Below are 24,725 nucleotides of genomic sequence, written 5' to 3'. Positions count from 1 at the left end.
GTCTAATCGGGCTCCTTGTAGTATAAAAAAACGTAGTAAAATTTTACTACATTTCTAGGCATTATTACTAACCTCAATTTCTTCGCCTGACTTATGAAAGAATTTAAAGTTGACCATACCTAGAGAGCTATCTTTAATTACTTTAACCCATGTTTTATATTTCATATACCATTGCATTTGTTTTGAGTAAATACCCTTAGTATAATACGCATATAAAAATGGATTCATTGAAATCGAAATACCGCGCTCATTCTGTTTCGTCAGGATATAATCGAGGTTATTTTCAATAACATCCGTTACTAAAACACTGGCCTGAATCGTGCCAGTGCCTCCACAAGTGGGGCAAACCTCACGCGTAACAATGTTCATTTCCGGCCGGACCCGCTGACGTGTAATCTGCATCAGGCCAAATTTCGTAAGGGGTAGAATCGTAAACTTCGAGCGCTCTGGTTTCATTTCATCGCGCATGATATCTTGCAGGAGTTTTTTATTCTCCGCTTTTTTCATGTCAATGAAATCCACGACAATGATACCACCCATGTCGCGGAGTCGAAGTTGACGGGCAATTTCTTTAGCAGCTTCACGATTGACACTAATGGCAGTTGCTTCCTGATCTTCTTCAGAATTCGACTTATTACCACTGTTTACATCAATGACGTGCAATGCTTCTGTATGCTCAATAATCAGATAGCCCCCACCGGGTAAGCTTACTGACCGACCAAACAAGGATTTAAGTTGTTTTTCAAGCCCCAGTGCTTCAAAAACCTTTACTTTACCGCTGTAGAGTTTAACAATCTTCTCTTTGTCTGGTGCAATGGTGTGAATATAATCCCTGATTTCGTCGTAGGATTCACGGGTGTCTACCGTTATACTCTCAAACGACTCGTTGAGCATATCACGCAAAATGGACGAAGCCCGATTCATTTCACCCAGTACGCGGTCACGGGGTTTGGCATCGGCCAGCGACTTAAGTGCCTGATCCCATTTGGCAAGTGAGTTTTGCAGGTCGCGGTCGAGTTCTTCAACGTCTTTATCCTGCGCAACAGTTCGTACAATAACACCGAAATTTTGCGGTTTTAGTGATGACATTAAGCGCATCAACCGCGACCGCTCGGCACGGTCAGTAATTTTTTTAGAAAGGTTTACGCCATCTGAAAATGGCACTAAAACTAAATAACGGCCTGCAATAGAGATATCACAGGAAAGGCGTGGACCTTTGGTTGAGATGGGTTCTTTAACCACCTGAACCAGAATGGGAGCGTTCTTCGTCAACACCTTATCGATTTTCCCGATTTTGTCGATAGGTGGCTCTAACTTCATACCGCTGAGCCGTCCGCTGGTGACGCGCTTGGCGATTACGTCTTTAACCAGTTTATTGAGCGAATTAATATTCGGTCCTAAATCCTGGTAGTGCAAAAAACCGTCTTTCTCGTGGCCAACATCTACAAAAGCAGCGTTTAGGCCCGATGATAATTTCTTGACTGTTCCTAAGTAAAGATCGCCAACGGTGAAGCTGCTGTCTAACTCTTCTTCGTGATACTCCAGCAATCTCTTGTTTTGCAAGAGCGCAATCCGATCACCTTTCTGAGTCGAACTGATAACTAATTCATTACTCACAAGATGAATATACGGTTAAGAATGGCTATATAAAAAGAAAGAAGCCACGTTCGGGCTTTGCAGACCGGCCGAGGCTTCAAATAGGTAGGCAGTAGGCAATTGCAGAAGGCAGTTATGAGCATAACAGACAACCTGTTTACTGCCTACCGCTAACTATTTCTTCTTGTGCCGGTTTTTTCTGAGCCGTTTTTTCCGCTTGTGTGTGGCAATCTTGTGCCGTTTCCGTTTCTTACCGCAAGGCATAGTAAACTGATTTAATGGTTAAAATATATGTCGGCCCACTAATCAGTAGGCCCTTAAAAGTCAATGAATAATGAATAATGTAAAATGAACAATGGTTCTGAATACTACATTATTCATTATTCATTTTGATAGCCGCTCTTCATATTCGCGAACAGCGGCCAGAATCTGCGGGTCTTTCTCTTGTTGCTTTACCTGTGCCAGTACCTTTTTGGCTTCGGCTTTCTGGCCAGCTTCCGCCAGACTTACGCCCAGGTAGAACTGAGCTTTCCGGCTCGATGGGTTATTGACCAAAATCTGCCGAAACCGATCAATCGCTCGTTCATATTGGTTGGATCGCATGGCTAGCAATCCTAAGTTGAACAACGCGAGTTCATTGGTTGGGTCCTGCTTGATCACCTCACGCAGAAGCATAATTCCCTGCATGGGTGTATCGGTATTGACGTAAGTCATGGCCATATTGGCCTTTGCCGATAGCAGATTTGGATTTTTAGCCAGCGCCTGCCCATACAAATCACGGGTTTTTTGTCCTAAGAGCGCCGTTTTCTTTTCATCGACAGCAAAGGTGTACGCTTCAAAATACTCATCGCCGGCTCGTAATAAATTCCGTTCCGTTGGTTGAGTTTTAGCCACTTCCTCTGCATAATGAGCCGCACTGTCGTAGCGAGTTACCTCATGCAATAAGGCAATCAGTTTCACCCCGACGGCTTCTTTCTGTGCTGGGGACGCTTTTCTAAACTCCGTTTGGAGAGTCACCAGGCGTTTCTGCTGCTCGGGCGATAAGGGCTTTTCATGAATAGAAGAGCCATCGCCGTTGGTTGCTACGTTGAGTGAATCGGAACCGGACCTACTAGCGCCAGACGTTTGCGTTGTGCGTCCTCCTCCAAGTTGCTTATTCTCATTTCGTACAACTACCCTTGGTAAGGTGTATAACCCCACTGTTAGGGCGGCAGCCAATACAATAACAAGCAATACGAATTTATTCATAAGGAAGATCATCACAATGCAAACGCCTGAGCCAGTCTGTTTTTACCAGTCCAGAACTAGTTGGGCAGCTGCTTATTCAGCGGCTACCTTCGCTTTGTCGCTGGTTTTCACCTGCTCAACAAAAACTTTGGCGGGTTTGAAACTCGGAATAAAGTGCTCATCAATCACCATAGCGGTGTTTTTTGAGATATTCCGGGCGACTTTCTTAGCTCGTTTCTTATTGATGAAGCTGCCGAACCCTCTCACATAAATGTTCTCTCCCTCGGCCAATGAGTCCTTAACTACTGAAAAGAAGGTTTCCAGGGTGTTTGTTACTTCTGCCTTATCAATACCGGTTTTATCGGCGATCTCGGCAATTACGTCTGCTTTCGTCACGACTTCTTAAACTTTAACGTTTACTGTATTGTTGAAAATTCGGGTCTCAAAATGGGAGCACAAAGGTAGGGCTTTCCTATAAATTTAAAAACCCTGTGCTTCCCTTTTTCCTGGTAACGACGTATTTTTTTGTTTTATTTTGAATTGGCTATCAGACCTTAACAAAATCGAAACCACATTTGCCCCTATTCTGGAGCAGTGGTATTCGGTTCATAAACGTGACTTACCGTGGCGCCATACCCGCGATCCGTATCGTATCTGGCTGTCGGAAGTCATTCTTCAGCAAACTCGTGTGGCGCAGGGTAAACCCTATTACGAACGCTTTGTAGAGACCTATTCAACCGTTGCTGATCTGGCTAATGCCGACGAGCGAGAGCTGCTTCGGCTTTGGCAGGGACTGGGCTATTACTCCCGAGCCCGAAACCTACACCAGACTGCTCGTTATGTAACTCTTCAATTAGAGGGTAAGTTCCCATCTACCTACCATGACCTGCTGAAAATGAAGGGAATAGGCGCTTATACAGCAGCGGCCATTGCTTCATTTGCCTTTGGAGAGCGTGTTTCGGTGGTAGATGGAAATGTATATCGAGTGCTGGCGCGTGTGTTTGGTATTAAAGAAGACATCACGACTACGAATGCAAAAAAAACGTTTGCCACTTTAGCAACGCGCTTGATTCAGTCGGCCAATGATCCGGCTACCTATAATCAGGCTATTATGGAGTTCGGGGCCATTCACTGTACACCTGTTTCGCCCGACTGTCTGTTGTGCCCCCTTCAGCAAGGGTGTGTTGCCTATTTAACAGGACAACAGCATCGATTACCCGTTAAATCAAAAAAAGCACCCGTGCGCGAACGCTACTTTACTTACTTGGTTTTTCGACACAATGGCAAACTCGCACTTCGTGAACGTATGGCTCGCGATGTATGGCAAAATCTGCACGACTTTTATTTAGTTGAAACTGAAGTCTCAAAAGATGCGTTGCAGGATTTGCCGCTTCCAGAATTGATTGATAGTTTACTGCAACTAGGCGTAGTAGCTAGTTTACCAATAGAGTCTGTTCAGCTGTTATCGCACCAAAGAATTCGTGCCAAATTCTATTTGATTGACTTGCCGGAAGAGGCAATTAGTCGTTTGCCGACAGACCTACATTGGTATACACCGGAAGAAATTAGTCACCTTCCTAAGCCCGTATTGATTACAAACTATTTGGAAAATCTGTTTGGATAAGTGGGTAGATTTCAGTATCTTTAATCCTCTTAAACGCTACGGATTTTTATACGTAACCAACAAAACAAAGAGTATGGCAAGTCTTAATAAGATGACAATTATCGGTAACTTAGGTGCCGATCCTGAAGTGCGTTATCTGGATGGTGGAGCTGTTGTGGCAACCTTCAACGTAGCAACTACCGAAAAATATACAACCCGGAATGGGGAGAAAGTTGAGCAGACAGAATGGTTTCGGATTGAGTTATGGAATGAACAGGCCAAGGTGGCTGAAAAATATTTAAAAAAAGGGAATTCTGTCTATGTTGAAGGTCGCCTTCGGACAGAACTATGGACGGACAAGGAGGGAAAAGAACGAACCTCATTGCGTGTGCGGGCTAATACAATGCAGTTGTTGGGTAGCCCTAACAGTAGTCAGGGTCAGGACGAACCTCAGTATGAAGCACCCCGCCAGCAGGCCGCTCCTGCACAACCCGTCAGTGCCCCCACCCGTCAGCAACCAGCAGCACCGCAGGCCGCTCAGCCCCAGCGTCAGCAGGCGGCCCCAGCGCGTCGGGAGCCTGAACCGGTACCCTTTGAGAGCAACAGTGGCGATGACGATTTGCCGTTCTAACCCACACGACTTGCTCAATTGTTGAACGAGATTTGATATACATGGATCCTGGTGACCCTCTTCCTCGACAGGTGCTTCCAGCCGCAGATGGCTGGGGCACCTATTTTGATTTATATGCCCCTTACACGGCTCTGATTTTATTGCTACTGACACTGGCTGGTTTGGTATCAGCTACCGAAGCGGCTTTCTTCTCGCTTTCTCCGGATGATCGCAACCGCTGTCGGGAAAGCAGCCTGGCCGATGAGCAGCGAATTGCTTCGCTTTTAGAGCGCCCAAAGCGGTTGCTGGCCTCATTGGTCATTTTCAATAACTTACTCAATATTGCCATTGTCGTCATCGTGACTTACCTGACCTGGGAGGTCACACAGGTATCGTCTGAATCGGGTTGGATATTGACAGGAATGGCACTAGTTACCACAATAGCCATTGTACTATTCGGCGAGATTGTACCAAAAGTATATGCCAGCCAAAATAACCTCATTGTGGCCCGTCAAACCGCGTCATTAGCACAACTGGGGCTTGCGGTATTCCGCCCATTGGCTATGATGCTGGTTAGTTTAAGTAATCAGGTAGATAAACGAATTCAGCGACGAGGCTATAAATTATCGGTGGAAGAGCTAAGTCAGGCGGTTGAGCTAACTGGTACGAATGCAACAGTTGAAGAGAAAGAAATCCTCAAAGGAATTGTCAATTTTAGTAATCTGACAGCCCGGCAAGTGATGCGGGCAAGACTGGATATATCGGCTGTAAATGAAGATTTGCCCTTTAGTGAATTACTCGCACAAATTAACGCGTCAGGGTATTCTAGAGTACCGGTTTACGGTGAGTCGCTGGATGAAATTGAGGGGGTTCTCTACATAAAAGATTTGCTACCGCATATACATGCCGATGATTCATTCAATTGGCAATCGTTGCTCCGCCCTGCTTTTTTTATTCCGGAAAACAAAAAAGTAGATGATTTACTACAAGACTTCCAGAAACGACGGGTTCATATGGCCATTGTCGTTGACGAATATGGTGGAACACGCGGTTTAGTAACGCTTGAAGATATTATTGAAGAGATTTTTGGGGATATCAATGACGAATTTGACGATGAAACCCCAGATGGCTATCGGCGAGAAGATGCCCAAACCGTTGTGTTTGAAGGCAAGATGGCCCTGACTGATGTTTGTCGGGTGTTAAACGTCGATACTACAACATTTGAAGCTGCTCAGGGAGACAGTGAATCGCTGGGGGGCTTATTACTCGAACTGTTCAACCGATTGCCTAAATCGGGTGAAGAAACCACCTATGCTGGCTTTGTATTTCAGGTATTATCTGCCGATGATAAACGCATTAACGAGGTGAGGGTCCGGAAAAATGATGTGGTTAAAGAAGCATAGAGTACGGAGATTGGAATCTCTGCTTTTTTATACCCAAAGGCCCCTTCCCTGATTGTACTCAGTACCAATACGTTGGATTTCTGTATTGGAGTACGTCAAAATTCCTTTTTTCCGGAGTTCCTGTAGGCGTCGTTTCTCAAGCCAGGACAGTTTGCCGTCAACCAGAACTCCGAATACAATGAGCCGTTCCAGACTTCGACGAACAGCAATAGGTGCCTGAAGTAGTTGTTCTATAAAATGACCGGTTGGCGGGGTATTAGAAGATAAGTCAAACCGATCCACTAGTGTTTCCGTCAGCATAAAATGTGCATAATTATACTGCCTTTTTGTGATAGAAATATAATGTAGTGTTTCCAGAATTAGCGGGCGGAACTGATCATTTTTGCCCCACTCTTCATGCAGTTCATGGACAAATTCGCGGATTGTGATAGGGGCCATTACCCGGATTTGAGCCTCATGTAGTGTTTGCCAGGATGCCCAGGTATTCCATAAAGCATAAATTGGCATGCCCACCATATCTGTAACCGGGCGTAATGCATACAGACCTAGAAAGGGCTTCAGTACGAACTTTACGACAAGGGTACTTAGGGCGGCTTTTACCGTATTGAGCAGAAAGTAGATGGTAAGTCCCCAGCGTGGCAGATTCAGGTAGGGATCTATACTGAATCGTAGAATACCCTTCTGTGACTTTTCAACCGCTGCGTTGGCCAGAGACTGCAAATGCCGTTCATACTGTGCATCATGCGCCTTTGGAAACTGACAAATGTCCATAATCTCCTTTACACCCCACATATTAATGGCGAGTAATAGGTTCACTTCCAGATAAACCAGCAGAAGACTATAGCAGGCAGTTATAAGGGGTAATTCGTAAATAGTACCAAAAAACGGTATAGTTGTAGTGCTAAACAGTTCTGGCCATGTGTATTGTGGCCAATAGAACAGCATAACACCGCTTATACCAACGAGAGCAGCTATAAGCAAAGTAACAATTTTTGTCCGACGAATAACCCGGCTTTCAACCGTGTTTAAAACATAAGGCTCATCCGCGGGGTGCGACATATCGAGTACCTGCCGTAAGTAGCGGAGAGACAGATGGTCGAGCGGACCAGAGCTGTTGTTCGGAGGCCGGGTGGACATGATCGATCGTAGTTTGTGACAGTGGCGTTATCCAGTAAACTACCAAAACGCTGAGGTTGTTGGCAAACAGCCAGATATAATCTTATACCGTTGACTGAACGGTTGAATCTCCTTTGCTTCTGATAGGTAAATGCGTACAGAATTGCTCTTTGCAAAGTATTGTATAAACGCCCTTCACCTATGAAATACGTACTTTCCCTTTTAGGCTGTCTGATTTTCAGTTTCAGTCAGCTACAAGTTTGGGGCCAGATTGCTCCGTCGCCTAAAACGTTGCCTGTTCAACAGCGCGTTAAAGATGAAATGACGGATGCCGCAAACCTGTTTTTAGGCATGCTTACTGCGGAACAGCGTCAGAAAGCCACTTACGCATTCGACAATGAAGAGCGATTTAACTGGCATTTCGTGCCGAGAGAACGGAAAGGATTACCGCTAAAGCAGATGACGCCCGAGCAGCGCACAGCTGCCATGGCTATGCTTAAAACGGCGTTAAGCCTGCAAGGCTACGAAAAAGCGACGTCCATTATAGATATGGAGAATGTGTTGCGCGTGATTGATAACCGCCCGCCTAATGACGTATATCGTGATCCGGAAAATTATTCCTTTACTTTTTTTGGCGATCCAGCTGCGAAAGACCCCTGGAGCTGGCGCATTGAAGGTCACCATTTATCGCTTCAATTTATTGGGTTAGCCGGTAAAGTAGTGGCTCAGACGCCTACGTTTTTTGGTAGTAACCCAGCCGTGCTGAAATTTGACTCTAGCATGGCCGATAAACGTATGTCGGACCCACGCGTAGCTAGTCTGCCCCAAAAAGGGAGAGCGATATTTAAACAGGAAACCGAGAAAGCCTTCGCATTGCTCAAAACGCTAACCTCCGACCAACGCAAGCAGGCGGTACTGGATGCTGTAGCGTATCCTGAAATGGTTACCAGCAACAAACGTAAGGCATCACTGGAGCGAATGGACGGGGTAAGGATGGCGGATATGAATGCAGAGCAACGTAAATTGTTTATGGACCTATTGCAGATTTATCTGACTAATTACCGAATTACGCTGGCTAAGCAGCAATTAGACAAACTAGAAAAAAATGGATTGGATAATTTGCGGTTTGGCTGGGCAGGAGATATGACACCAACATTAGGAGAGGGAAAAGGATGGTATTATCGAATTCATGGACCAACCATTCTGATCGAATATGACAACACCCAAACGAATGCTAATCACATTCATACCGTTGTCCGTGATTTGACTAATGACTGGGGCGAAGATTTGCTTCAGGAGCATTACAAAAACGCTAGTCATGACAAGCATTAGTGAATTATGATTTGCGATTGCCCTCTGACTTGCGTTCGCCAAATCGTAATTCATTTAACAACTTTTAACCTATAAAGTAAGTTGTTTCTTCGTAATTTGTCGAGATTTTTTGTTAACAATTCATGAAGAAACTCCTTATCAGTGCGTCGGTTTGTTTGCTTTCGATGGCAGCTTGGGCGCAGGAAACGCAGTGGTATCTGCAAGATAAAACCGATAATACGGCTGGTATAAGCGTTGAGCGAACCTATCGCGAGTTGCTTAAAGATCGTAAAGCCACACCCGTGGTGGTGGCGGTAATAGACGGTGGTATTGATACAACCCACGAAGATTTACGTCGGGTACTATGGGTCAATCCAAAGGAAATTGCCGGAAACGGGAAGGACGATGATAAAAACGGCTATGTCGATGATATCCATGGCTGGAATTTCATTGGCGGTAAAGATGGCCGTAATGTTAGCTATGAAACCGCCGAAGTTACCCGTCTCTATGTCCAGTTAAAACCCAAATACGAAGGGAAAGACCGGAAAATACTGAAGCCAACTGAGCAGAAAGAGTACGATTTGTACCAAAAAACGAAGGCTGAATTAGAGAAAAATCAGTCGGAGTATAAGGCACAGTATCAGGGTATCAGCCAGTTCTATACGCAGTATTCATCGGCTGTCGATAACCTGAAAAAAGTGTTGAAGGTAGCGAAACTGGATACGATGACACTGCGGAAAGCATCTGACACGCTCACCGATGCGGCCTTGAAGCGGCCGGTTATGGGCGTGTTGAGGCTGTTACGCCAACAGGGAGCTGCGGATACGGATGTGGTTATGAGCGAGCTTGAAAAAGCAAATGAGCAACTTAAAGCTCGTGCGGAATATAACTACAACCCTGAATTTGATAGCCGCGCTATTGTAGGAGACAATCCAAATGATCTGACAGACCACAACTATGGTAATGCTGACATTGCCGGCCCTCGTGCCGATCATGGCACACACGTAGCCGGAATTATCGGGGCCGATCGTACCAATAAACTTGGTGTAATGGGTATATCCGATGCGGTTCAGATCATGGGTGTACGGGCCGTTCCTGATGGCGATGAACGCGATAAAGACGTTGCTAATGCAATCCGCTATGCAGTCGACAATGGCGCACAGATCATCAATATGAGCTTTGGGAAGGATTATTCGCCCCAGCGTACTGTGGTAGAGGATGCCGAACGGTATGCCCTCTCGAAAGGTGTTTTAATGATCCATGCCGCCGGAAACGACGGGAAAGATATTGACACTGCAGCCAACTATCCGGCTCCCCGGTTCATTGATGGCTCCGCTATTCCGAATGTGATTACTGTAGGAGCTAGTGCTTTACCCAATACCAATGAGCTGATCGCTAGTTTTTCGAACTATGGCAAACAGAATGTAGATGTATTTGCCCCCGGCAAAGATATTTATTCGACCGTACCAGGTAGCAAATATGAGAACAACAGTGGTACGAGCATGGCCTCGCCCGTTGTTGCAGGTGTAGCTGCTGTGCTCAAATCCTACTTCCCCAAGTTGACATACGCTGACATTAAACGGATTATTTTACAATCAGCGACGCCCTATTCAACAAAGGTTACCCGACCCGAATCGACCGACACGATTGCCTTCAACACGCTGTCGAAAACGGGGGGTATTGTAAACCTGTATGATGCGGTGAAGATGGCAATTGCAGAAGAGGCCTCGTCTGGAAAAGCAAAGTAATAACAAATGAAACGTAGGGATAAACCGGTCTGGTAGATGCAGAAATGCCCTAACCAGCCCGGTTTATTTTTTTACGAAACGGCCAGTTTGTATGCCAAAGCCATCTGCCAGGCGAAAGATATAGATACCTGCTGGTAGTTGCTGAATCGGTAAATCGCCTTCAAACTGGCCGTTTTGAGATTTTATGGAAAGTGAAGGCTGTTGCAAAATGCCATTCTGATCAAGCACACTAATCAAAACCTGTTTTGCCAATGGGTTTGCATAGCGAATAGAAAGGGTCTGCTCGGTCGGGTTCGGGTAGATTATAAATTGGCTGGTTGAGTCAGATGTAGCAGCCGTCAAAGCCACCGACTGGACAATCCGATTTGTTGACCAGCCTACACAGGTATGCTGGGTAATCTGTACTTTATAACTCCCTTCTGTTGATACGGATAAGCGGTATTCATGAGCATTCGGTAATGAGCTGTCGTTCCGATACCATTGGTAACGATAGGACGTATCAATAGGGGCTTTCAGCATTACACTGGCACCTTTAGGCAGATTAAGTTCTGTTTCTACTGGAAGTAAATCAAGGTTATTGACGGAGGAAAGCTGGACAATGGCTTCGGTAGAGGTGGCCGTGCAACCACCCTGCGTCATTCGGACCTGATACCGCCCTGGTTGGATTGCATTGAACGTACTAGCATTTGCACTGGCAATAACAGAATTGTTGCGCAACCAATTGAAGGTAGCCCCCGCCAGTGTTGCCTCATTCGATGAAACGGCTTCTAAACGAATGGGGGTGTCTGTATTACAAAGCAATTGGTTGCCCGTTGGTGTGATTCCGATAGATGCTGTGCGTACTTGTACCTGTACCGGTGGCGAGGTTGCCGAACAGCCATTCCCATCTGTGATTCGCAGTGTATACGAACCTGCTTGTGTAGCGTGATAGTTGGGGGTAGCCGCACTAGCCAGGACCGTTCCGTTAAGCAGCCATTGGTAATGAAAATCGGTCGATTGATTACCTGCTTGTAACGGTAATGTAGCTCCAGAACAGATGATAGTATCTTTTGCTGGAATCGTTGTAGCGGTTAGCTGACAGTTAATTCGATGAAGGCCACTCACCAGTAAGGAGTAAGGTTGGCTCGAATAGGTCATTTTCCCCTTATGAGAAACTGTAAGGGTATATGCTTTGCCGGGAATAGGATTAGCGATATACACCTGTTCAACATTGTCGCGTACATTATCGCCCCGGCTGGCAGGTAGAGCTGGTCGAGCAGGGTCAAGTACAAACGGCAGATTTGTCTGCTGACCATCACTGATACGTAGGTCAAGATCGTTGACAAGTTTTGGCGTCTGACTATCTACTGAACTGGGAACGACACTGGTTGCTGTTCCTTCGGGGTCAGTCCAGGATAAGGTAACGATCAGAGGCTCATTGCCCTGGGCAACAATAGATCGGGAATAGATGCCGCCAGGAGTTAGGCTTTGTTCAAGAACCAGGTGTGCCAACTCCTCATTAAGCAACAGGCGGGCGGCAGCTTCGGTATTTAATAAACCCCATCCCTGCCGATAGTCGGGGCCGATTGCTGGAGTAGGTCGATCCGCGGTGTGGATAGCCAGCCCTTTGAGCGTAGCCGCCCGCATAAATTGTCCACTGGCTGGCAACCCGGATGCTCGCTGACGGGCGTATAGTTCCTGCAACAAAAACAACGATCCTGATACATTGGCAGAAGCCATTGAGGTTCCACTGTACGTGCTGTAATCAGTCGTAGTTGTTGCGATGGATGATAAAACATCGGTGCCAATTCCCAGTAAATCGGGCTTTATTCGCCCATCGTCGGTAGGTCCCCAACCACTAAAGGATGTTGAACCTACTAATACGGGCTGGTTCTGGCTATCATACGTAACATCGGCAGCACCAATGGTGAGTACGTTTTTGGCTGTGGCTTCTGCTGGAACTACATCATAAGCATCGTTTCGACTCCGGGCAACGGTACTTTGCGTGTTGGTATTTTTTAGGAAATAAGCTGTTCCAGTGGGCGGGCCGGTTTCGCTACGTTTGTTATCTGCCGACCGGACCATCAGGAAATAGGGATTATTATACGCGATTCGGTCCAGATCCTGCGCTTTTGTGGTATAGAAGCCAAACAGGTAATCTTCTGTAGCGCTAATGGCTGTATTACCCCACCATTCCCATTTCAGATTTGAATCGGTACCGGGTCGTGATGCATTATACACCCAGCCAACTACCGGGCCATAGGCATGATTTGAGATGAGCAGGTTTGGTGCTGCAGTGAGGAGCTCGGTCACATCGTCGGTATAATCCCATACCGACAACTGCGCACCAAACGCCATTCCCTTTGCCAGTGGATTAACTCCTTTTCCAACAAGGGTACCAGCCAGGTGCGTGGTGTGGTTGTTTGTACTACTTACATTATCTTTCTGCGTGATTTTGACCCCATTCGTCGTTGAGCCACTAAATTCCTGATGGGTGGCCAGCGCCCGGCCGCCGTCCCATAAGCCCAACCGACCAGCCATAGCTGATGAATTGCCTGATAAGGCAATGGGCAATGAGCCACCACCCTGTAAAGCCAGCGTTCGAGTGCCCCGTGCTGCTTCAACATTATGAAGTGAATAATAAATTGGTTGCCCTAAGGCATCGACTTCCTGAAGTTGGAATACACGCTGATTGGAATAGTTTTTGTAGAGAGACCATTTATTCTGAAACGCTAACTTAAGTGTACGTTTTTTTGCCTTAGTGTAACGTTCAATAAGTTCGTTTTGCCAGGATAGTGGTTGTTTTTTTTGACTAGGCTGCGCCCAGGCGGGGCTATTTACCCCGCTTAGAAACACCACAATAAGGCACATTAAGAGAAGGGAACCCGCTGAGGTCCTGTTCTGTACCTTATTTGGTGTGATAAAACTGTGCCTGTAGAGACGTGCCAGATGTTGCTTGAGTTATTGCTTGTGAATCCGTTTCACCCGGACGCTTTGCGTCCGTTCGTCTTCAACAATAACAAAAAACGTACCGCCGGGAAGGCTGGCTACATCTACTACCGTCGAATAATTTTTTCCGTCGAGTTGTAGCGTACCTGTGTGTACTGTACGACCCTGTATATCGGTCAGTCGAAGCGTTGGCGATTGCGATAACAAGGATGAGACGCCTAAAGAGATCGTTACCTGCCTGGTTGCCGGATTCGGATAAACGAGCAGTTCATCGTCGCCTGCAACGGGTTCCGTGGCCAGAATCGTTAGCACAACTTCGTTGGAAATGGCCTCTCCGCAGCCATTCACATTTCCCTTTACCGAGTACCGACCCGATTTTACGACCGTATAAGTTGTTCCTGTTGCTTCCGTAATAGGAACCCCATCCACTAACCATTGAATGTTCGAAACGGCGTTTGTGCTAAGGGTAAATCCATTGGCCGTAACAATCGGACTCTGAGCGGAATTCACCGATACCGTAACGGCCGGCGAACGCACAGAGGGGCAATTGTTGGCTACCTGTAATGAGTAAGCCCCTGCCGTAGTAGCCTGAAAGGTACTAATTATGGCACCCGCTATAGCCGCACCATTCCGATACCATTGATACGATACCCCTGTGTCCGTTGTACTTGCCTGTAACGTAATGCTCGACCCCTGACAAATACTTACCGACCCACTGGGTGTGATAGTTGCCGTTGGCGAGGTGCCGGTAGAAGGGACAACAGCGGTTCGTTGCAGACTGGGGCAATCAAGAGATCGAACCTTGATGTTGTAGAAATAATACCAGGCCGTTTTAAGGGTATCATTCGTTGTTCCAGTATTGAACAATGAGCCTTTAATTGTTACAATAGGCGCACCTGTCTGGGTTTTAAGCTGATACGGAAAGCCCGCTACCGATACGTTACTCCGGAAAATAGAGGCTCCACCTGTGTACTCGATCGTGATCTTATAATCGCCAGCGGCAGGAATACGAAGATTAAGTGGATATACTGCACCCTGATCATTCGGGTCATCGACCAACTGGCTGTTCGTGGTGGCGGTTAGACTTTGGTCCCGGGTTGGGGTTACATCAAGTGTAACACTTGATATGGCGGTTTCATCTAATTTTCGAACTGTAAACGTTAGCTGACCCGCATTCCCGATGTACAGTCGTGCACTTTCAATGGTTAAGGGAACCGTGGTTGAAATAAGCGGAGATGGACCGAAGTTGCCGCTATACGTGCCCCCGCCAAATGCTGATTTACTGGCAGGACCAATTGTACCCGAAAAATCGTTCAGCGTGGCATAAAATTGTCCACTGGTCGGCAATTTCGGCGCTGTTGTTTGATTCCCTGCTGCCAACAGGTTACCGCCCGTTGGCGCATCGTACCAAAAGGCCGTTCCGCTCCCGGCATTGTGAAGTGATATAACCGAATCACTGCTACATTGGGTTGCTGCAAACAACCCGTTGGCTGGGGTAGGGGCCGTTGTCCGGGTTTCCGTAACACTATTGTTCGCCGGATTCTGGTCGGTACCAAGATTTGTTGCCAGTATAAACCGGTATGTCTGGCCCGCAGCCAATGAAATACTGGCTGGCAATTGCAGCGTCACTTGACTCTCTCGAAAAGCGGGCAGTTTAGAGACAATACCGCTTAGAGATGCTAACTCGGTGTTAGCTGCATCGATGAGTTTAACGCTAACCGGCACATTAACCTGATCGGCACTTCCATAGTTGTGTACTTTTACAGAGACCGTTATATCGGTATTGGTTTGACCGCAGAAGGTAGCCTCGGGAGAAATAAGCGCTGTTGCGCCTACATCGTTGAGCGTCTGTACCACATTTAACAGATAATCCTGGGTTTCGCCATTGCCATACAGCCCACAGGCAGCTACCGATGCAGAATTATCGGTTTCGGTAGCTACGAGCCGAAACCGGATAAGTTGCCCATTCTGTACGTTGGTCGGAATCGTTAGCGTTGTTGAAAACTGTGCCGAGTTCGCCAGTACAGCCGACGTCGCCAGGGTTTCGCCTGCCTCATCGAAACTGCCGTTCTGGTTCCAGTCTGCAAAGGCTTTTACGACCACGTTCTTCGTAGCGCCACAAGTGCCTAGCGATACCGTCAGTGGAATCTGTTGCCCAGCCTGAATTGTTGTGGCTACCTGAGTAAAGTCTGTGTAGTCGGTGCAACCCGTAGAACCCGTTTGGTCAATACTTCCCAGTTGTACCCGGCTGATTTTCGTATCGGCCGTTGAGGTTGGTTTCGATTCGCAATAGGTTTTTCCGCCAATGCCACTGACAAGTAGCGCATAATCCTGTTTGCTACCGCTGATATTGCCCTTGTGGCCAATGATTAAGGTGTATGTCTTGCCGGGGATTGTGTTGGTAAATAGCACCTGCTCGATGTTATCCCGAATATTATCACCGTGGGTAGCGGCATTGGCTGGATTGTTCGGGTCTAATATCCAGGGTTGAGTCGTGGTAGTGCCATCGCTGATGCGCAGGTCGAGGTCGTTGACGAGTTTGGGCGTTCGATCATTGAGGGTATTGGAGGTTGTGCCTGCCGGATCAGTCCAGCAAATGGTTGCCACTAACTGCCCGCGCCCGGATGCGGTAACCTGAATTGTATCACGCTGTCCCTGAGTAAGGGTTCGTTCACTTAGTAAATGATTTTGATCGGTGTTGCCAATGACACGAGCGGCCCGTTCCATATTAAGTAAGCCCCAGCCAAAGCGGTAATCGGGGCCGAGCGTTGTACCGGCCTCATCGGCTGTATGCAAAACGAGACCACGTAAGGTAGATGATCGCATGTAGCTGCCTGAATGGAGCTGAGTATAATACTCCTGTAGTAAGAGTACCGACCCCGCTACATTCGGAGAAGCCATAGAGGTGCCGCTTAAACTGACATAGGCGCTATCGCTACTGGAATTGGCCGAGAGTACATTAACGCCAATCCCCACAATATCGGGTTTAATCCGACCGTCGTCCGTAGGTCCCCAACTACTGAAATCGGCCAGTACAACATCGCTGGGTTGGTTATAGCCGTAAAGCGGATAATTGACGGCCCCCACCGAGAGAATGTTTTTGGCCACGCCATTGGTTGAAATCTGATCGTATCCATTTTGCGTATCACGGACTACGGTACTCACTTTTTTGTTGTGATTAACCAGAATGTACGACTGACCCGCCCCTGGGAAACCATCGGCCCCGTGGTCATTTCCCGCCGACTTGACGATCAGGTAATAAGGCGCTGCATTGGCAACCTGATCCCAACTCTGCGTGCGCGAATCATACAGCCCAAATTTATAATCATACATCCGGCTGATAGTGGTATCGCCGTACCATTCCCATTGTGTTGAGCCGGTTAGATCGGGGTTATATTGGTAACCCGCTAATATTCCGTAGGAGTGATTGGAAACCAGCAGATTCGGTGCCGCTGTTGTCATTTCCGAAACATCGCTCGTATAGTCCCAGGCCTGTAGTTTTGCCCCAAAAGACATACCGCGAGCCAATGGATTGATCCCTGCACCAATCATGGTGGTGGCTACATGTGTAGGGTGTTCTTCGTCGGCCGCCGTTGTGCTGGCCTTGTCATTCTGCGTCACGCGGCCCTTTACTTCAACATGCGTAGCCAAAACAGCTCCACCATCCCAAATGCCCAGTTTATTCTGTACAGATGCGCTGCTACCCGATAAATTCAAGCCAAGGCTACCACCCGAATAGAGTGACGATGTACGGGTTGCATTGGCAACTTGTGTATTACCTACAATGGTGGCTGTGGTTGCATTGAACAATAAATTGCCATGTTCATCGACGCCCGCTACTTCTACTATACGCCCGTTTGACCGCACCACCCGAAGCGGATGCCCTACTTGTTTCGCCAGCGACACGGCTCTACTATAATTTGCATCGTAAGTTTTCTGAATCGTCTGGCGAAGCAAATTAATCTGCTGGCGTTGCGCAGCTGAGTAGGGGACGGGTTGAGCTGATAGAAGCTTGACGGATACTACCAGAAGTAAAAGAATAAACCTGCCCGTACTGATTCGTAAACGTTGAGACATGGGAAAGGACTGCCTAATAGAATATATGATCTAGTACGGAGAAATCGTATCTTCTGTTGCGCTATCAGTCAATATTACAGCGGATTAATAAACTTTTAATGGTTTTTAAGAGCTAATGGTTTCTCTTGGGAACTGGTTGGATAGATAGTTGGTCGCCAACCGACCTGGTGACTAATTTCTTCTGAACCTGTCTTAGAAAACGAACCACTATGTGTAAATGAGCTTCTCGAGAATTGTACTATTACTGTTCGTAATCCTAAGTGACATTCCACAAATTCAACCACCCATCAGTCAACTGCTAGTTTGATAAACCGGGTAATGAGCGATGTTTTATTGCCAATTATGTTGCCCTTCACTTTTGTGAGCTATAGAAAAGACCTAGAATTTTATCATGCTTAGATATCTGCTTAGTGCTTTCCTGTTAGTTGTAACGTGTAAATCTGCGCCTGATAAACCCATAACCGTGAATTTTAACGGTGGTACGTGGGTATTCCCGCTAACCGTGGGTGACGCGGTGAAACGCTACAGCCTGGCCTATAAACCACCCGGCTATTATTATACAGAAATGGATAACGGAAGTACGGTTGACCTGGGGTATAGTTATCAATCAGGTGATTTTTTTAATGAGCACCAGGCTAAAGAGGTTCTCTATAATCGGGAGGTCAATACCTATAGGCACACATTTCCATTCCGCTCTGGACTAATTGATTCACTTCATCGCGTTCTAGAAGTTCAATTTAAGAGGAAGATGGTGATGTGTGTTGATACACAGCGTTTTGGGCTCAATCGCATGTCGGAGGGTTTAAGTCGCAGCTTGCCAAATGAAGGAGCCGTCCCCTACGAACTTATGCGCGTAGACTCTTTACTAACAATAGGTATTCGCCATAAGCCAAGCCTAACAAAGGGCAAACAGGCTATAGAAGTATGCTTATTTTATAACCAGCTACAGAATAAAATTAAGGCCAGAATGATTGGCTTTTAACATTACAAGAATAAATGTCTTCCGTAAAGCAGATTTTCAACGCCAATAATTTCGTCTAGTTCATCCCAGAATACGTTTAATTCGGTTATTTCAAAGGACGTTCGCTGTTTAGGTGTTGCGGCAGCTAATGGCTTCGACCAGGACAACGGGATGAGGATGGTACGGCCGTCGCTTAGCTCAAAACCAACTTGATCAGCTTGGAAAAACACCCCTTTAAAAGTAGGCAATGCTGCCATTGGTGGACGTTCAGCGGATCGTACGCCTGGTTTTGTAGTTGATCGCAATTCGGTTTTGCCGACAGTAGCTTTCATATGCTTCCTTAATAGTTTCGATTTCCTGACTAATAACTGCACTGATTGTACTTAGTTCCCTTTTGGTTAGCCCTTTACTATCGGCTAATTCAATGGTTCCATCTGCAAACACCCAATATTTGCATAGTTTACGTGATCCTTTCTGAGCATGAACGTGGCAGGGTTCGTATACTAAATCATAACTGCGGGCGAAATATCGCCAGGCAGACAGAATAAAATACGTTGGCATTGACAGTATGTAAAGGTATAGACCATTGAATAGTAAACAAACCCTTACTCACAGGCTAGAGTATGTAGGAGTTGATTGAGCAGAATATTCTTTGCAAACGAATGGGAGAATCAGAGGATGAGCCAAATATAGATTGAATGTGTGGTTTTTAGTAGTCATTAAACGGATTTGTTTATGGTTGACGATATTTAATCTCCTCTTGATTAAACGCTTACGACTTTAACTTGTCATATACCCATTGTGAACGTTTAAGCCGTATGATGAACCAAACCAGACAGCAACAAACGCGGTATCTGTTTGCCCGGGCCGGATTCGGAGCTACCCCCGCTGAGCTTGATGAGGCCGCTCGCAAACCCCTGAAGAAAGTGGTTCGGCAGTTGCTCAACGACAGTGCTTCCGTACCCGATCTGCGGGTCGTTGATGCCGATACCAATGAAACGAAGAAGCAACTGAAGGGACTCTTCCGTACGGGTCAACTGGATAAGGACATGCTGAAAGAGCGCATTCGGGACAATGCCGAAAAGGTGCGCGATCTGAACCTCCAATGGCTCGACCAGATGGCAACCGGGAAAGCGGCCTTGCGTGAAAAAATGGCGCTGTTCTGGCATGGGCACTTTGCCTGTCGGACCCAGGGTCGGAATCCGCTGTTCATGCAGCAATACGCTAATACCATTCGCCAAAACGCACTCGGCAAGTTCAGTGATTTATTAATGGCGGTATCCAAAGAACCGGCCATGCTGCAATTCCTGAATAACCAGCAGAATCGGAAAAACGCGCCTAACGAGAATTTTGCTCGTGAGGTCATGGAGCTGTTTACGCTTGGCCGGGGAAACTATTCAGAACATGATATTAAAGAAGCCGCCCGCGCTTTTACGGGTTGGCAGTTTACCATTGACGGTCAATTCATTTTTCGGGAGCAGGTTCACGACGATGGCGAGAAAACTATTTTCGGGAAAACGGGGGCCTTCAACGGGGAGGACGTGATTGCCATGCTGCTGGAAAATAAGCAGACAGCCCGGTTCATCACCGCGAAAATCTACCGCTTCTTCGTGAACGAAACCGAAGATAAAAAGCGGGTCGACGAACTAGCCAATCAGTTTTACAAAAGCAGCTACGACATCACCGCCTTGCTGGAGACCATCTTCACCTCAGACTGGTTTTACGATGCCAAGAATGTAGGTGCCCATATCAAATCGCCGGTGGAGTTGCTGGCGGGCTTGCGCCATACATTGGGTGTGCAGTTTGAGCAACCGCAGTCGCAGATTTTTGTGCAGCGAACACTGGGTCAATTGCTGTTCTATCCGCCCAATGTAGCGGGCTGGCCGGGCGGCAAAAACTGGATCGACTCATCGAGTTTGCTCTTCCGTATGCAATTGCCGAGTTACGTGCTCAAAGCCACCGAGATCGCCGTGCAGCCAAAAGAGGATGGCGATGTGAATACACAATCGCTGGCCCGAAAAGGGGGAGCCCGATTCCAGACAAAAGTTGACTGGGTCGATTTTGAAGCTGCCTTCGCCAAAACGACCGATGCCGAGTTAACCGATGCCATTGCCAATACGTTGCTACCCTTTCCGCTTCGTCCCGACCAACGTGAGTTAATCAACAAACAGGCCAAACCCGGCCAGTCGCGTTCCGAACAAATTCATGCCCTAACCGCAGCGCTCATGAGCCTGCCGGAGTATCAGCTGACATGAGGAGGAGAGGGAGGAAGGAGAATGGACATGCCTCTTCCCTTTCCTCCTTCCTCCGCAACGGCGGCTCGGCCTCTCCTCCCTTTTCCTTTTATCTTATGAACCGTAGAAACTTCCTGAAACAATCGGCTTTTACGACGACGGGAACCATGCTGATTCCGCACTTTCTGAAAGCCTACGAAGCGCAGATGCTGGGCCAGGCTTCCGCATCGAACGGAAAAATTTTGGTGGTCGTGCAACTCTCAGGCGGGAATGACGGCCTGAATACCGTTGTGCCCTATCGAAACGATATTTATTACCGCGAACGGCCAACGATTGCGATCAAATCCGATAAAGTACTCACGCTGAATGATGAAATTGGCCTTCATCCATCTATGACACCGCTTAAAGCGTTATACGACGAAGGTCTGGTTACGGTGATCAACAACGTTGGCTATCCAAACCCGGATCGTTCGCACTTTCGCTCAATGGACATCTGGCAAACAGCCAGCGATTCGGACAAGTACGTGAACACCGGCTGGGTTGGACGGTATCTGGATGCGGCTTGCGCTGGTAAAGAACAACAGCCGTTTCGGACGATTGAGGTAGACGATACGCTGAGTCTGGCCATGAAAGGTGATTCGTTGAACGGACTGGCGGTCTTAGATCCCAGGAAACTGTATAACCAGACCCGCAGTGGGTTGGTGACCGGATTAAGCAACGAGCATACGACTAACCAACCGGAGTCCGTTGCCTATCTCTACAAAACCCTGGCTGAAACCGTATCGTCGGCAGCCTATGTGTATGATAAAGCAAACCAGGCTGGCGTTCCAGTCCATAACACACTCGCGACTTATCCAACGAGTGAACTGGGTAATCGGCTAAAAACCGTTTCGCAACTCATTCAGGCAGGGGTGAGTACGAGCGTTTACTACGTCTCGATCAGTGGTTTCGATACGCACATTAATCAGCCGGGGCAGCAGGAACGTCTTCTGGGTCAATATGCCGAAGCCATAGGCGCGTTCATGAAAGATTTAAAAGTAGCGGGGCGACAGAATGATGTGCTGCTGATGACGTTTTCGGAATTTGGTCGCCGGGTGAAGCAGAATGCCAGTAATGGTACGGACCACGGCACCGCTAATAACGTATTTCTGATAGGAGGGGGGCTACCTGCCAAACGGGTATTGAACGAAGCCCCGAACCTGACGAAACTAACCGATGGCGACCTAACATACTCCGTCGATTTTCGGCAGATATATGCAACGCTCCTTCACGACTACCTGGGAGTCGATGATGTGGCTATCCTGGGCCGTAAATTCGATGGGGTGAAAATTGTCTGATGGCTTCACCAACCGAGAAGACAGGCGCACCATCCAGGCTGTATAGCTTAGCCTTTGTGGAGGCAGATTCTCAAATCTGCCTCTTGGTAAGGTTTAAGAACCTGCCCCCACGAACTCAAACAGCTTCTACGATAAAATTTCGGGCCTATATCCCTGAAATCTCCCTGAATCTGTGTTATTTCGCAGAGAGTCAAGTCAATTCTTCTGAATGGTAGGTATCATCATGGGTAGTCTTTCCGACCGCAAGGTCATGCAGGAGGCTGCCGACATTCTGACCGAATTAGGCGTACGCTGGGAGATGGACATTGTGTCGGCCCACCGGACGCCTGAAAAAATGGTCGATTATGCAAAAACAGCCCGCGAGCGTGGGCTACGGGTTATCATCGCAGGCGCTGGCGGAGCCGCCCACCTGCCAGGTATGGTGGCTTCATTAACAATACTGCCTGTTATTGGTGTTCCGGTTAAGTCGAGTAATTCGATTGATGGCTGGGATTCGGTTCTGTCCATTTTACAGATGCCCGGTGGCGTGCCTGTGGCGACGATGGCGCTGGATGGGTCTCGAAATGCGGGTATTTTAGCGGCTCAGATTGTGGGTACGTTTGATGAGGCAGTTGCCCAAAAACTCGTTCAGTTTAAAGAAGATCTTAAAGAAAAAGTGGCCCAAATGAGCCAGCAATTAACTACACCCATTTAATTAAATGGATAATGGTAAATGTATGATGAATAATGCCCTTCTGGCCCGACGCTCATTATCCATTGTTCATTATTCATTATCCATTATTGAGTTAACTCATGGAACCCGACAACCAATCATCTAATCCCCGCCCTGCCGGAAATTCCAGCCTGCCTGCCATCACACTCGTGGTGTTAGTGGGGCTGATTGCCGCCCTGCTATATGTAGGCTACGGATACATTACCGACGATACGAACGGTTCCGACGAGTTAACGAATGTGGCACTCGATACGGCTTCTCAACAGCCGCTGGCGCAGAACGATCCCGAAATGCTGATGTCGCCCGAGGAGGTAGATACGTCCTCGCAGCCGGCACCGGTCGATCTGTCGCAAGCTACACCACCCGCCGATGCACCCGAAGCGAATGCCAAAGCCGAAGAAGTGGCCGAAGATAATCGTGAAACGACCGATGGGAAACCTGCCCCCGACGAAAAGCCCGCTGTAGTAAAGCCAGCACCTGAGAAACCTAAGGAGAAACCGGTAGAAAAGCCTGCTGCAGTAAAGCCGAAGGAGGAAAAGCCCAAAACGGACGTTGTCGTTGAGAAAGTTAAAGTCAAGCCGGGCGGTGTTTCGAGCACGTATACGGTTGGGTCTGGTGAAACGTTTTACGGTGTTGCCAATCGATATAACATGAAACTAGCTACTCTGAAAGCCCTTAATCCGGGCGTGTCGGAGAGCGATGTGAAAGCCGGCGTTACCAAACTAAACGTGAAAGTAATGGCCGTTCATACCGTTGGGCCGGGCGATTTGTTACGCGTAGTGGCCCAGAAATACGGTGTCAGCAAGGAGGCTCTCATGCGGGCAAACAAAAAAAGTAAGGACATTGCCACCCGTGGCGAAAAACTGATTATCCCTTTTCCGGATAAACAATAGGGGAGGAGAAAGGGAGGAAGGGGAGAAAAGGGAGGATGGACAAAAACCACTTTCTTCCTCCTTTCTCCCCTTCCTCCTCTACTCCCTTCCTCCTATTACTTCTTCTCATACACCAACCCCAGCGTAAACCGGAAGTCGTTGTTCTGACGGCCCGGCACAACCAGGCTCTCGTAGGCATTGGCCACCGTTGAACGCAGGCTAACGACCTGCGTTAATTTTATCTGTAGACTCAGGCTGGCATTCCATCGGACATTGTATTGCCCCAAAGCGGGCTGGTAAAACGCTGTGTGCGTGATGGTAAATCGGTCTTTGTCGAAACTATATTCGCCGTATAACCGGGCCGAATTTCGCCAGATGTTAATGTCATTCAGTTCAACAAAATCGGTGTATTCCTGCATAACCACATCCGTGAGCGAAATATACGCCCGCTTATGATTCAGGAGCTTATAGCCAAGGCCCGCGGCTGCCGTCCAGCGGTGGTTGATCTGCCGTAGATTACTTCGCTCATAGGAGCCAAAGGCCAGGTAATAGAGCCGTTTTTCGTATCGATAGGTTGTTCGTAAATCGCCGAACCACTCGCGTTCGGCCAGAATACCATTTTGTTTGCCATACACAAACGACGGATTGCTCGACAACTTGAAATAATTGCTCAACTGATAGTCAACCGCACTAGTCAATTGCAGCAGTGTGCGACTAACGTTTCCTTCCGTAATCGTACCGTCGGCGGTGAAGCGGTAACGAAATATAGTTGGTACAGGTGGTGCGTGCTTAATGGAATCGATTTTCTGCTGACTGACAGCCGTTTTACTGGAATCGCGTTTTACGGCTTTGCTGGAATCTGGTAGTGAGGGCCGTAGCGGGTCGGGTTGCTCAACAATCTGAGCTTCGGCGACTGTAAATGTGAAAAGAAAACTTAACGTGAGGAGGCATTGCTGAGTGTATTTCACAGAAAGAGGCATTGGTGAAACT

The 24,725-nt window shown here is 47.5% G+C and carries 19 protein-coding genes; 10 read left to right on the top strand and 9 right to left on the bottom strand.

Going from position 1 to position 24,725, the window contains the following annotated elements:
- Nucleotides 1-54: 54 nt before the first annotated feature.
- The 3 genes from EXU85_RS31465 to EXU85_RS31455 form a co-directional block, all read right to left on the bottom strand.
- Nucleotides 55-1,617 (bottom strand): Rne/Rng family ribonuclease, encoded by a 1,563-nt coding sequence (locus tag EXU85_RS31465; RefSeq protein ID WP_210422419.1) that lies wholly within the window; start codon nucleotides 1,615-1,617, stop codon nucleotides 55-57.
- Nucleotides 1,618-1,980: 363 nt separating this feature from the next.
- On the bottom strand, nucleotides 1,981-2,844 hold the full coding sequence (locus tag EXU85_RS31460; protein ID WP_142775876.1) for a tetratricopeptide repeat protein: 864 nt from the start codon (nucleotides 2,842-2,844) through the stop codon (nucleotides 1,981-1,983).
- Between the two features lie 72 nt (nucleotides 2,845-2,916).
- Nucleotides 2,917-3,219 (bottom strand): HU family DNA-binding protein, encoded by a 303-nt coding sequence (locus EXU85_RS31455; protein ID WP_080237187.1) that lies wholly within the window; start codon nucleotides 3,217-3,219, stop codon nucleotides 2,917-2,919.
- A 139-nt stretch (nucleotides 3,220-3,358) separates the two neighbouring features.
- Between EXU85_RS31455 and mutY the strand changes: the two genes are divergently transcribed.
- From mutY to gldE, 3 genes are all read left to right on the top strand, one after another.
- On the top strand, nucleotides 3,359-4,447 hold the full coding sequence (gene mutY, locus EXU85_RS31450) for an A/G-specific adenine glycosylase (protein WP_142775875.1): 1,089 nt from the start codon (nucleotides 3,359-3,361) through the stop codon (nucleotides 4,445-4,447).
- 73 nt (nucleotides 4,448-4,520) lie between these two features.
- Nucleotides 4,521-5,057 (top strand): single-stranded DNA-binding protein, encoded by a 537-nt coding sequence (locus EXU85_RS31445; protein ID WP_142775874.1) that lies wholly within the window; start codon nucleotides 4,521-4,523, stop codon nucleotides 5,055-5,057.
- Between the two features lie 41 nt (nucleotides 5,058-5,098).
- The gene (gene gldE / locus EXU85_RS31440; protein ID WP_142775873.1) at nucleotides 5,099-6,439 is read left to right on the top strand and encodes a gliding motility-associated protein GldE; all 1,341 of its coding nucleotides are present in this window, start codon (nucleotides 5,099-5,101) and stop codon (nucleotides 6,437-6,439) included.
- A gap of 27 nt (nucleotides 6,440-6,466) precedes the next feature.
- Here gldE and EXU85_RS31435 read toward each other — a convergent pair whose 3' ends face one another.
- Nucleotides 6,467-7,576 carry a hypothetical protein gene (locus EXU85_RS31435; RefSeq protein WP_142775872.1) on the bottom strand — a complete coding sequence of 370 codons (1,110 nt, stop codon included), beginning with the start codon at nucleotides 7,574-7,576 and terminating at the stop codon, nucleotides 6,467-6,469.
- 180 nt (nucleotides 7,577-7,756) lie between these two features.
- Between EXU85_RS31435 and EXU85_RS31430 the strand changes: the two genes are divergently transcribed.
- Both EXU85_RS31430 and EXU85_RS31425 read left to right on the top strand, forming a co-directional pair.
- On the top strand, nucleotides 7,757-8,887 hold the full coding sequence (locus EXU85_RS31430; protein WP_142775871.1) for a DUF3500 domain-containing protein: 1,131 nt from the start codon (nucleotides 7,757-7,759) through the stop codon (nucleotides 8,885-8,887).
- A 122-nt stretch (nucleotides 8,888-9,009) separates the two neighbouring features.
- A complete protein-coding gene (locus tag EXU85_RS31425) occupies nucleotides 9,010-10,614 on the top strand; it encodes a S8 family peptidase (RefSeq protein WP_246859324.1) in 1,605 nt (534 codons plus the stop codon).
- A 63-nt stretch (nucleotides 10,615-10,677) separates the two neighbouring features.
- Here EXU85_RS31425 and EXU85_RS31420 read toward each other — a convergent pair whose 3' ends face one another.
- Both EXU85_RS31420 and EXU85_RS31415 read right to left on the bottom strand, forming a co-directional pair.
- Nucleotides 10,678-13,464: a S8 family serine peptidase gene (locus EXU85_RS31420; RefSeq protein WP_142775870.1), complete on the bottom strand. Its 2,787-nt coding sequence runs from the start codon at nucleotides 13,462-13,464 to the stop codon at nucleotides 10,678-10,680.
- A gap of 90 nt (nucleotides 13,465-13,554) precedes the next feature.
- Complete coding sequence (locus EXU85_RS31415) at nucleotides 13,555-17,619, bottom strand: S8 family serine peptidase (protein ID WP_142775869.1); 4,065 nt, start codon at nucleotides 17,617-17,619, stop codon at nucleotides 13,555-13,557.
- A gap of 391 nt (nucleotides 17,620-18,010) precedes the next feature.
- Here EXU85_RS31415 and EXU85_RS31410 point away from each other — a divergent pair, with 391 nt between their 5' ends.
- Nucleotides 18,011-18,601, top strand: coding sequence for a hypothetical protein (locus EXU85_RS31410; RefSeq protein ID WP_142775868.1), 591 nt, complete (start codon nucleotides 18,011-18,013; stop codon nucleotides 18,599-18,601).
- Nucleotides 18,602-18,603: 2 nt separating this feature from the next.
- On the opposite strand, the gene EXU85_RS31405 is transcribed toward EXU85_RS31410, so the two are convergent.
- On the bottom strand, nucleotides 18,604-18,837 hold the full coding sequence (locus EXU85_RS31405) for a DUF2442 domain-containing protein (RefSeq protein ID WP_142775867.1): 234 nt from the start codon (nucleotides 18,835-18,837) through the stop codon (nucleotides 18,604-18,606).
- A gap of 10 nt (nucleotides 18,838-18,847) precedes the next feature.
- Nucleotides 18,848-19,141 (bottom strand): DUF4160 domain-containing protein, encoded by a 294-nt coding sequence (locus EXU85_RS31400; protein ID WP_142775866.1) that lies wholly within the window; start codon nucleotides 19,139-19,141, stop codon nucleotides 18,848-18,850.
- 257 nt (nucleotides 19,142-19,398) lie between these two features.
- Between EXU85_RS31400 and EXU85_RS31395 the strand changes: the two genes are divergently transcribed.
- The 4 genes from EXU85_RS31395 (at nucleotide 19,399) to EXU85_RS31380 (ending at nucleotide 23,756) form a co-directional block, all read left to right on the top strand.
- Complete coding sequence (locus tag EXU85_RS31395; protein WP_142775865.1) at nucleotides 19,399-20,835, top strand: DUF1800 family protein; 1,437 nt, start codon at nucleotides 19,399-19,401, stop codon at nucleotides 20,833-20,835.
- A gap of 95 nt (nucleotides 20,836-20,930) precedes the next feature.
- A complete protein-coding gene (locus tag EXU85_RS31390) occupies nucleotides 20,931-22,151 on the top strand; it encodes a DUF1501 domain-containing protein (RefSeq protein WP_142775864.1) in 1,221 nt (406 codons plus the stop codon).
- Nucleotides 22,152-22,359: 208 nt separating this feature from the next.
- The gene (purE, locus tag EXU85_RS31385; RefSeq protein WP_142775863.1) at nucleotides 22,360-22,845 is read left to right on the top strand and encodes a 5-(carboxyamino)imidazole ribonucleotide mutase; all 486 of its coding nucleotides are present in this window, start codon (nucleotides 22,360-22,362) and stop codon (nucleotides 22,843-22,845) included.
- A gap of 98 nt (nucleotides 22,846-22,943) precedes the next feature.
- Nucleotides 22,944-23,756 carry a LysM domain-containing protein gene (locus EXU85_RS31380; protein WP_142775862.1) on the top strand — a complete coding sequence of 271 codons (813 nt, stop codon included), beginning with the start codon at nucleotides 22,944-22,946 and terminating at the stop codon, nucleotides 23,754-23,756.
- Between the two features lie 95 nt (nucleotides 23,757-23,851).
- On the opposite strand, the gene EXU85_RS31375 is transcribed toward EXU85_RS31380, so the two are convergent.
- Nucleotides 23,852-24,715, bottom strand: a complete 864-nt coding sequence (locus EXU85_RS31375) for a DUF481 domain-containing protein (RefSeq protein WP_142775861.1) — start codon at nucleotides 24,713-24,715, stop codon at nucleotides 23,852-23,854.
- Nucleotides 24,716-24,725: the final 10 nt, after the last annotated feature.

Source organism: Spirosoma sp. KCTC 42546 (assembly GCF_006965485.1).
In the GTDB taxonomy this organism is placed as follows: domain Bacteria; phylum Bacteroidota; class Bacteroidia; order Cytophagales; family Spirosomataceae; genus Spirosoma.
The sequence above is the reverse complement of the archived record's forward strand: the minus strand, read 5'-3'. Positions and strand labels throughout refer to the sequence as shown.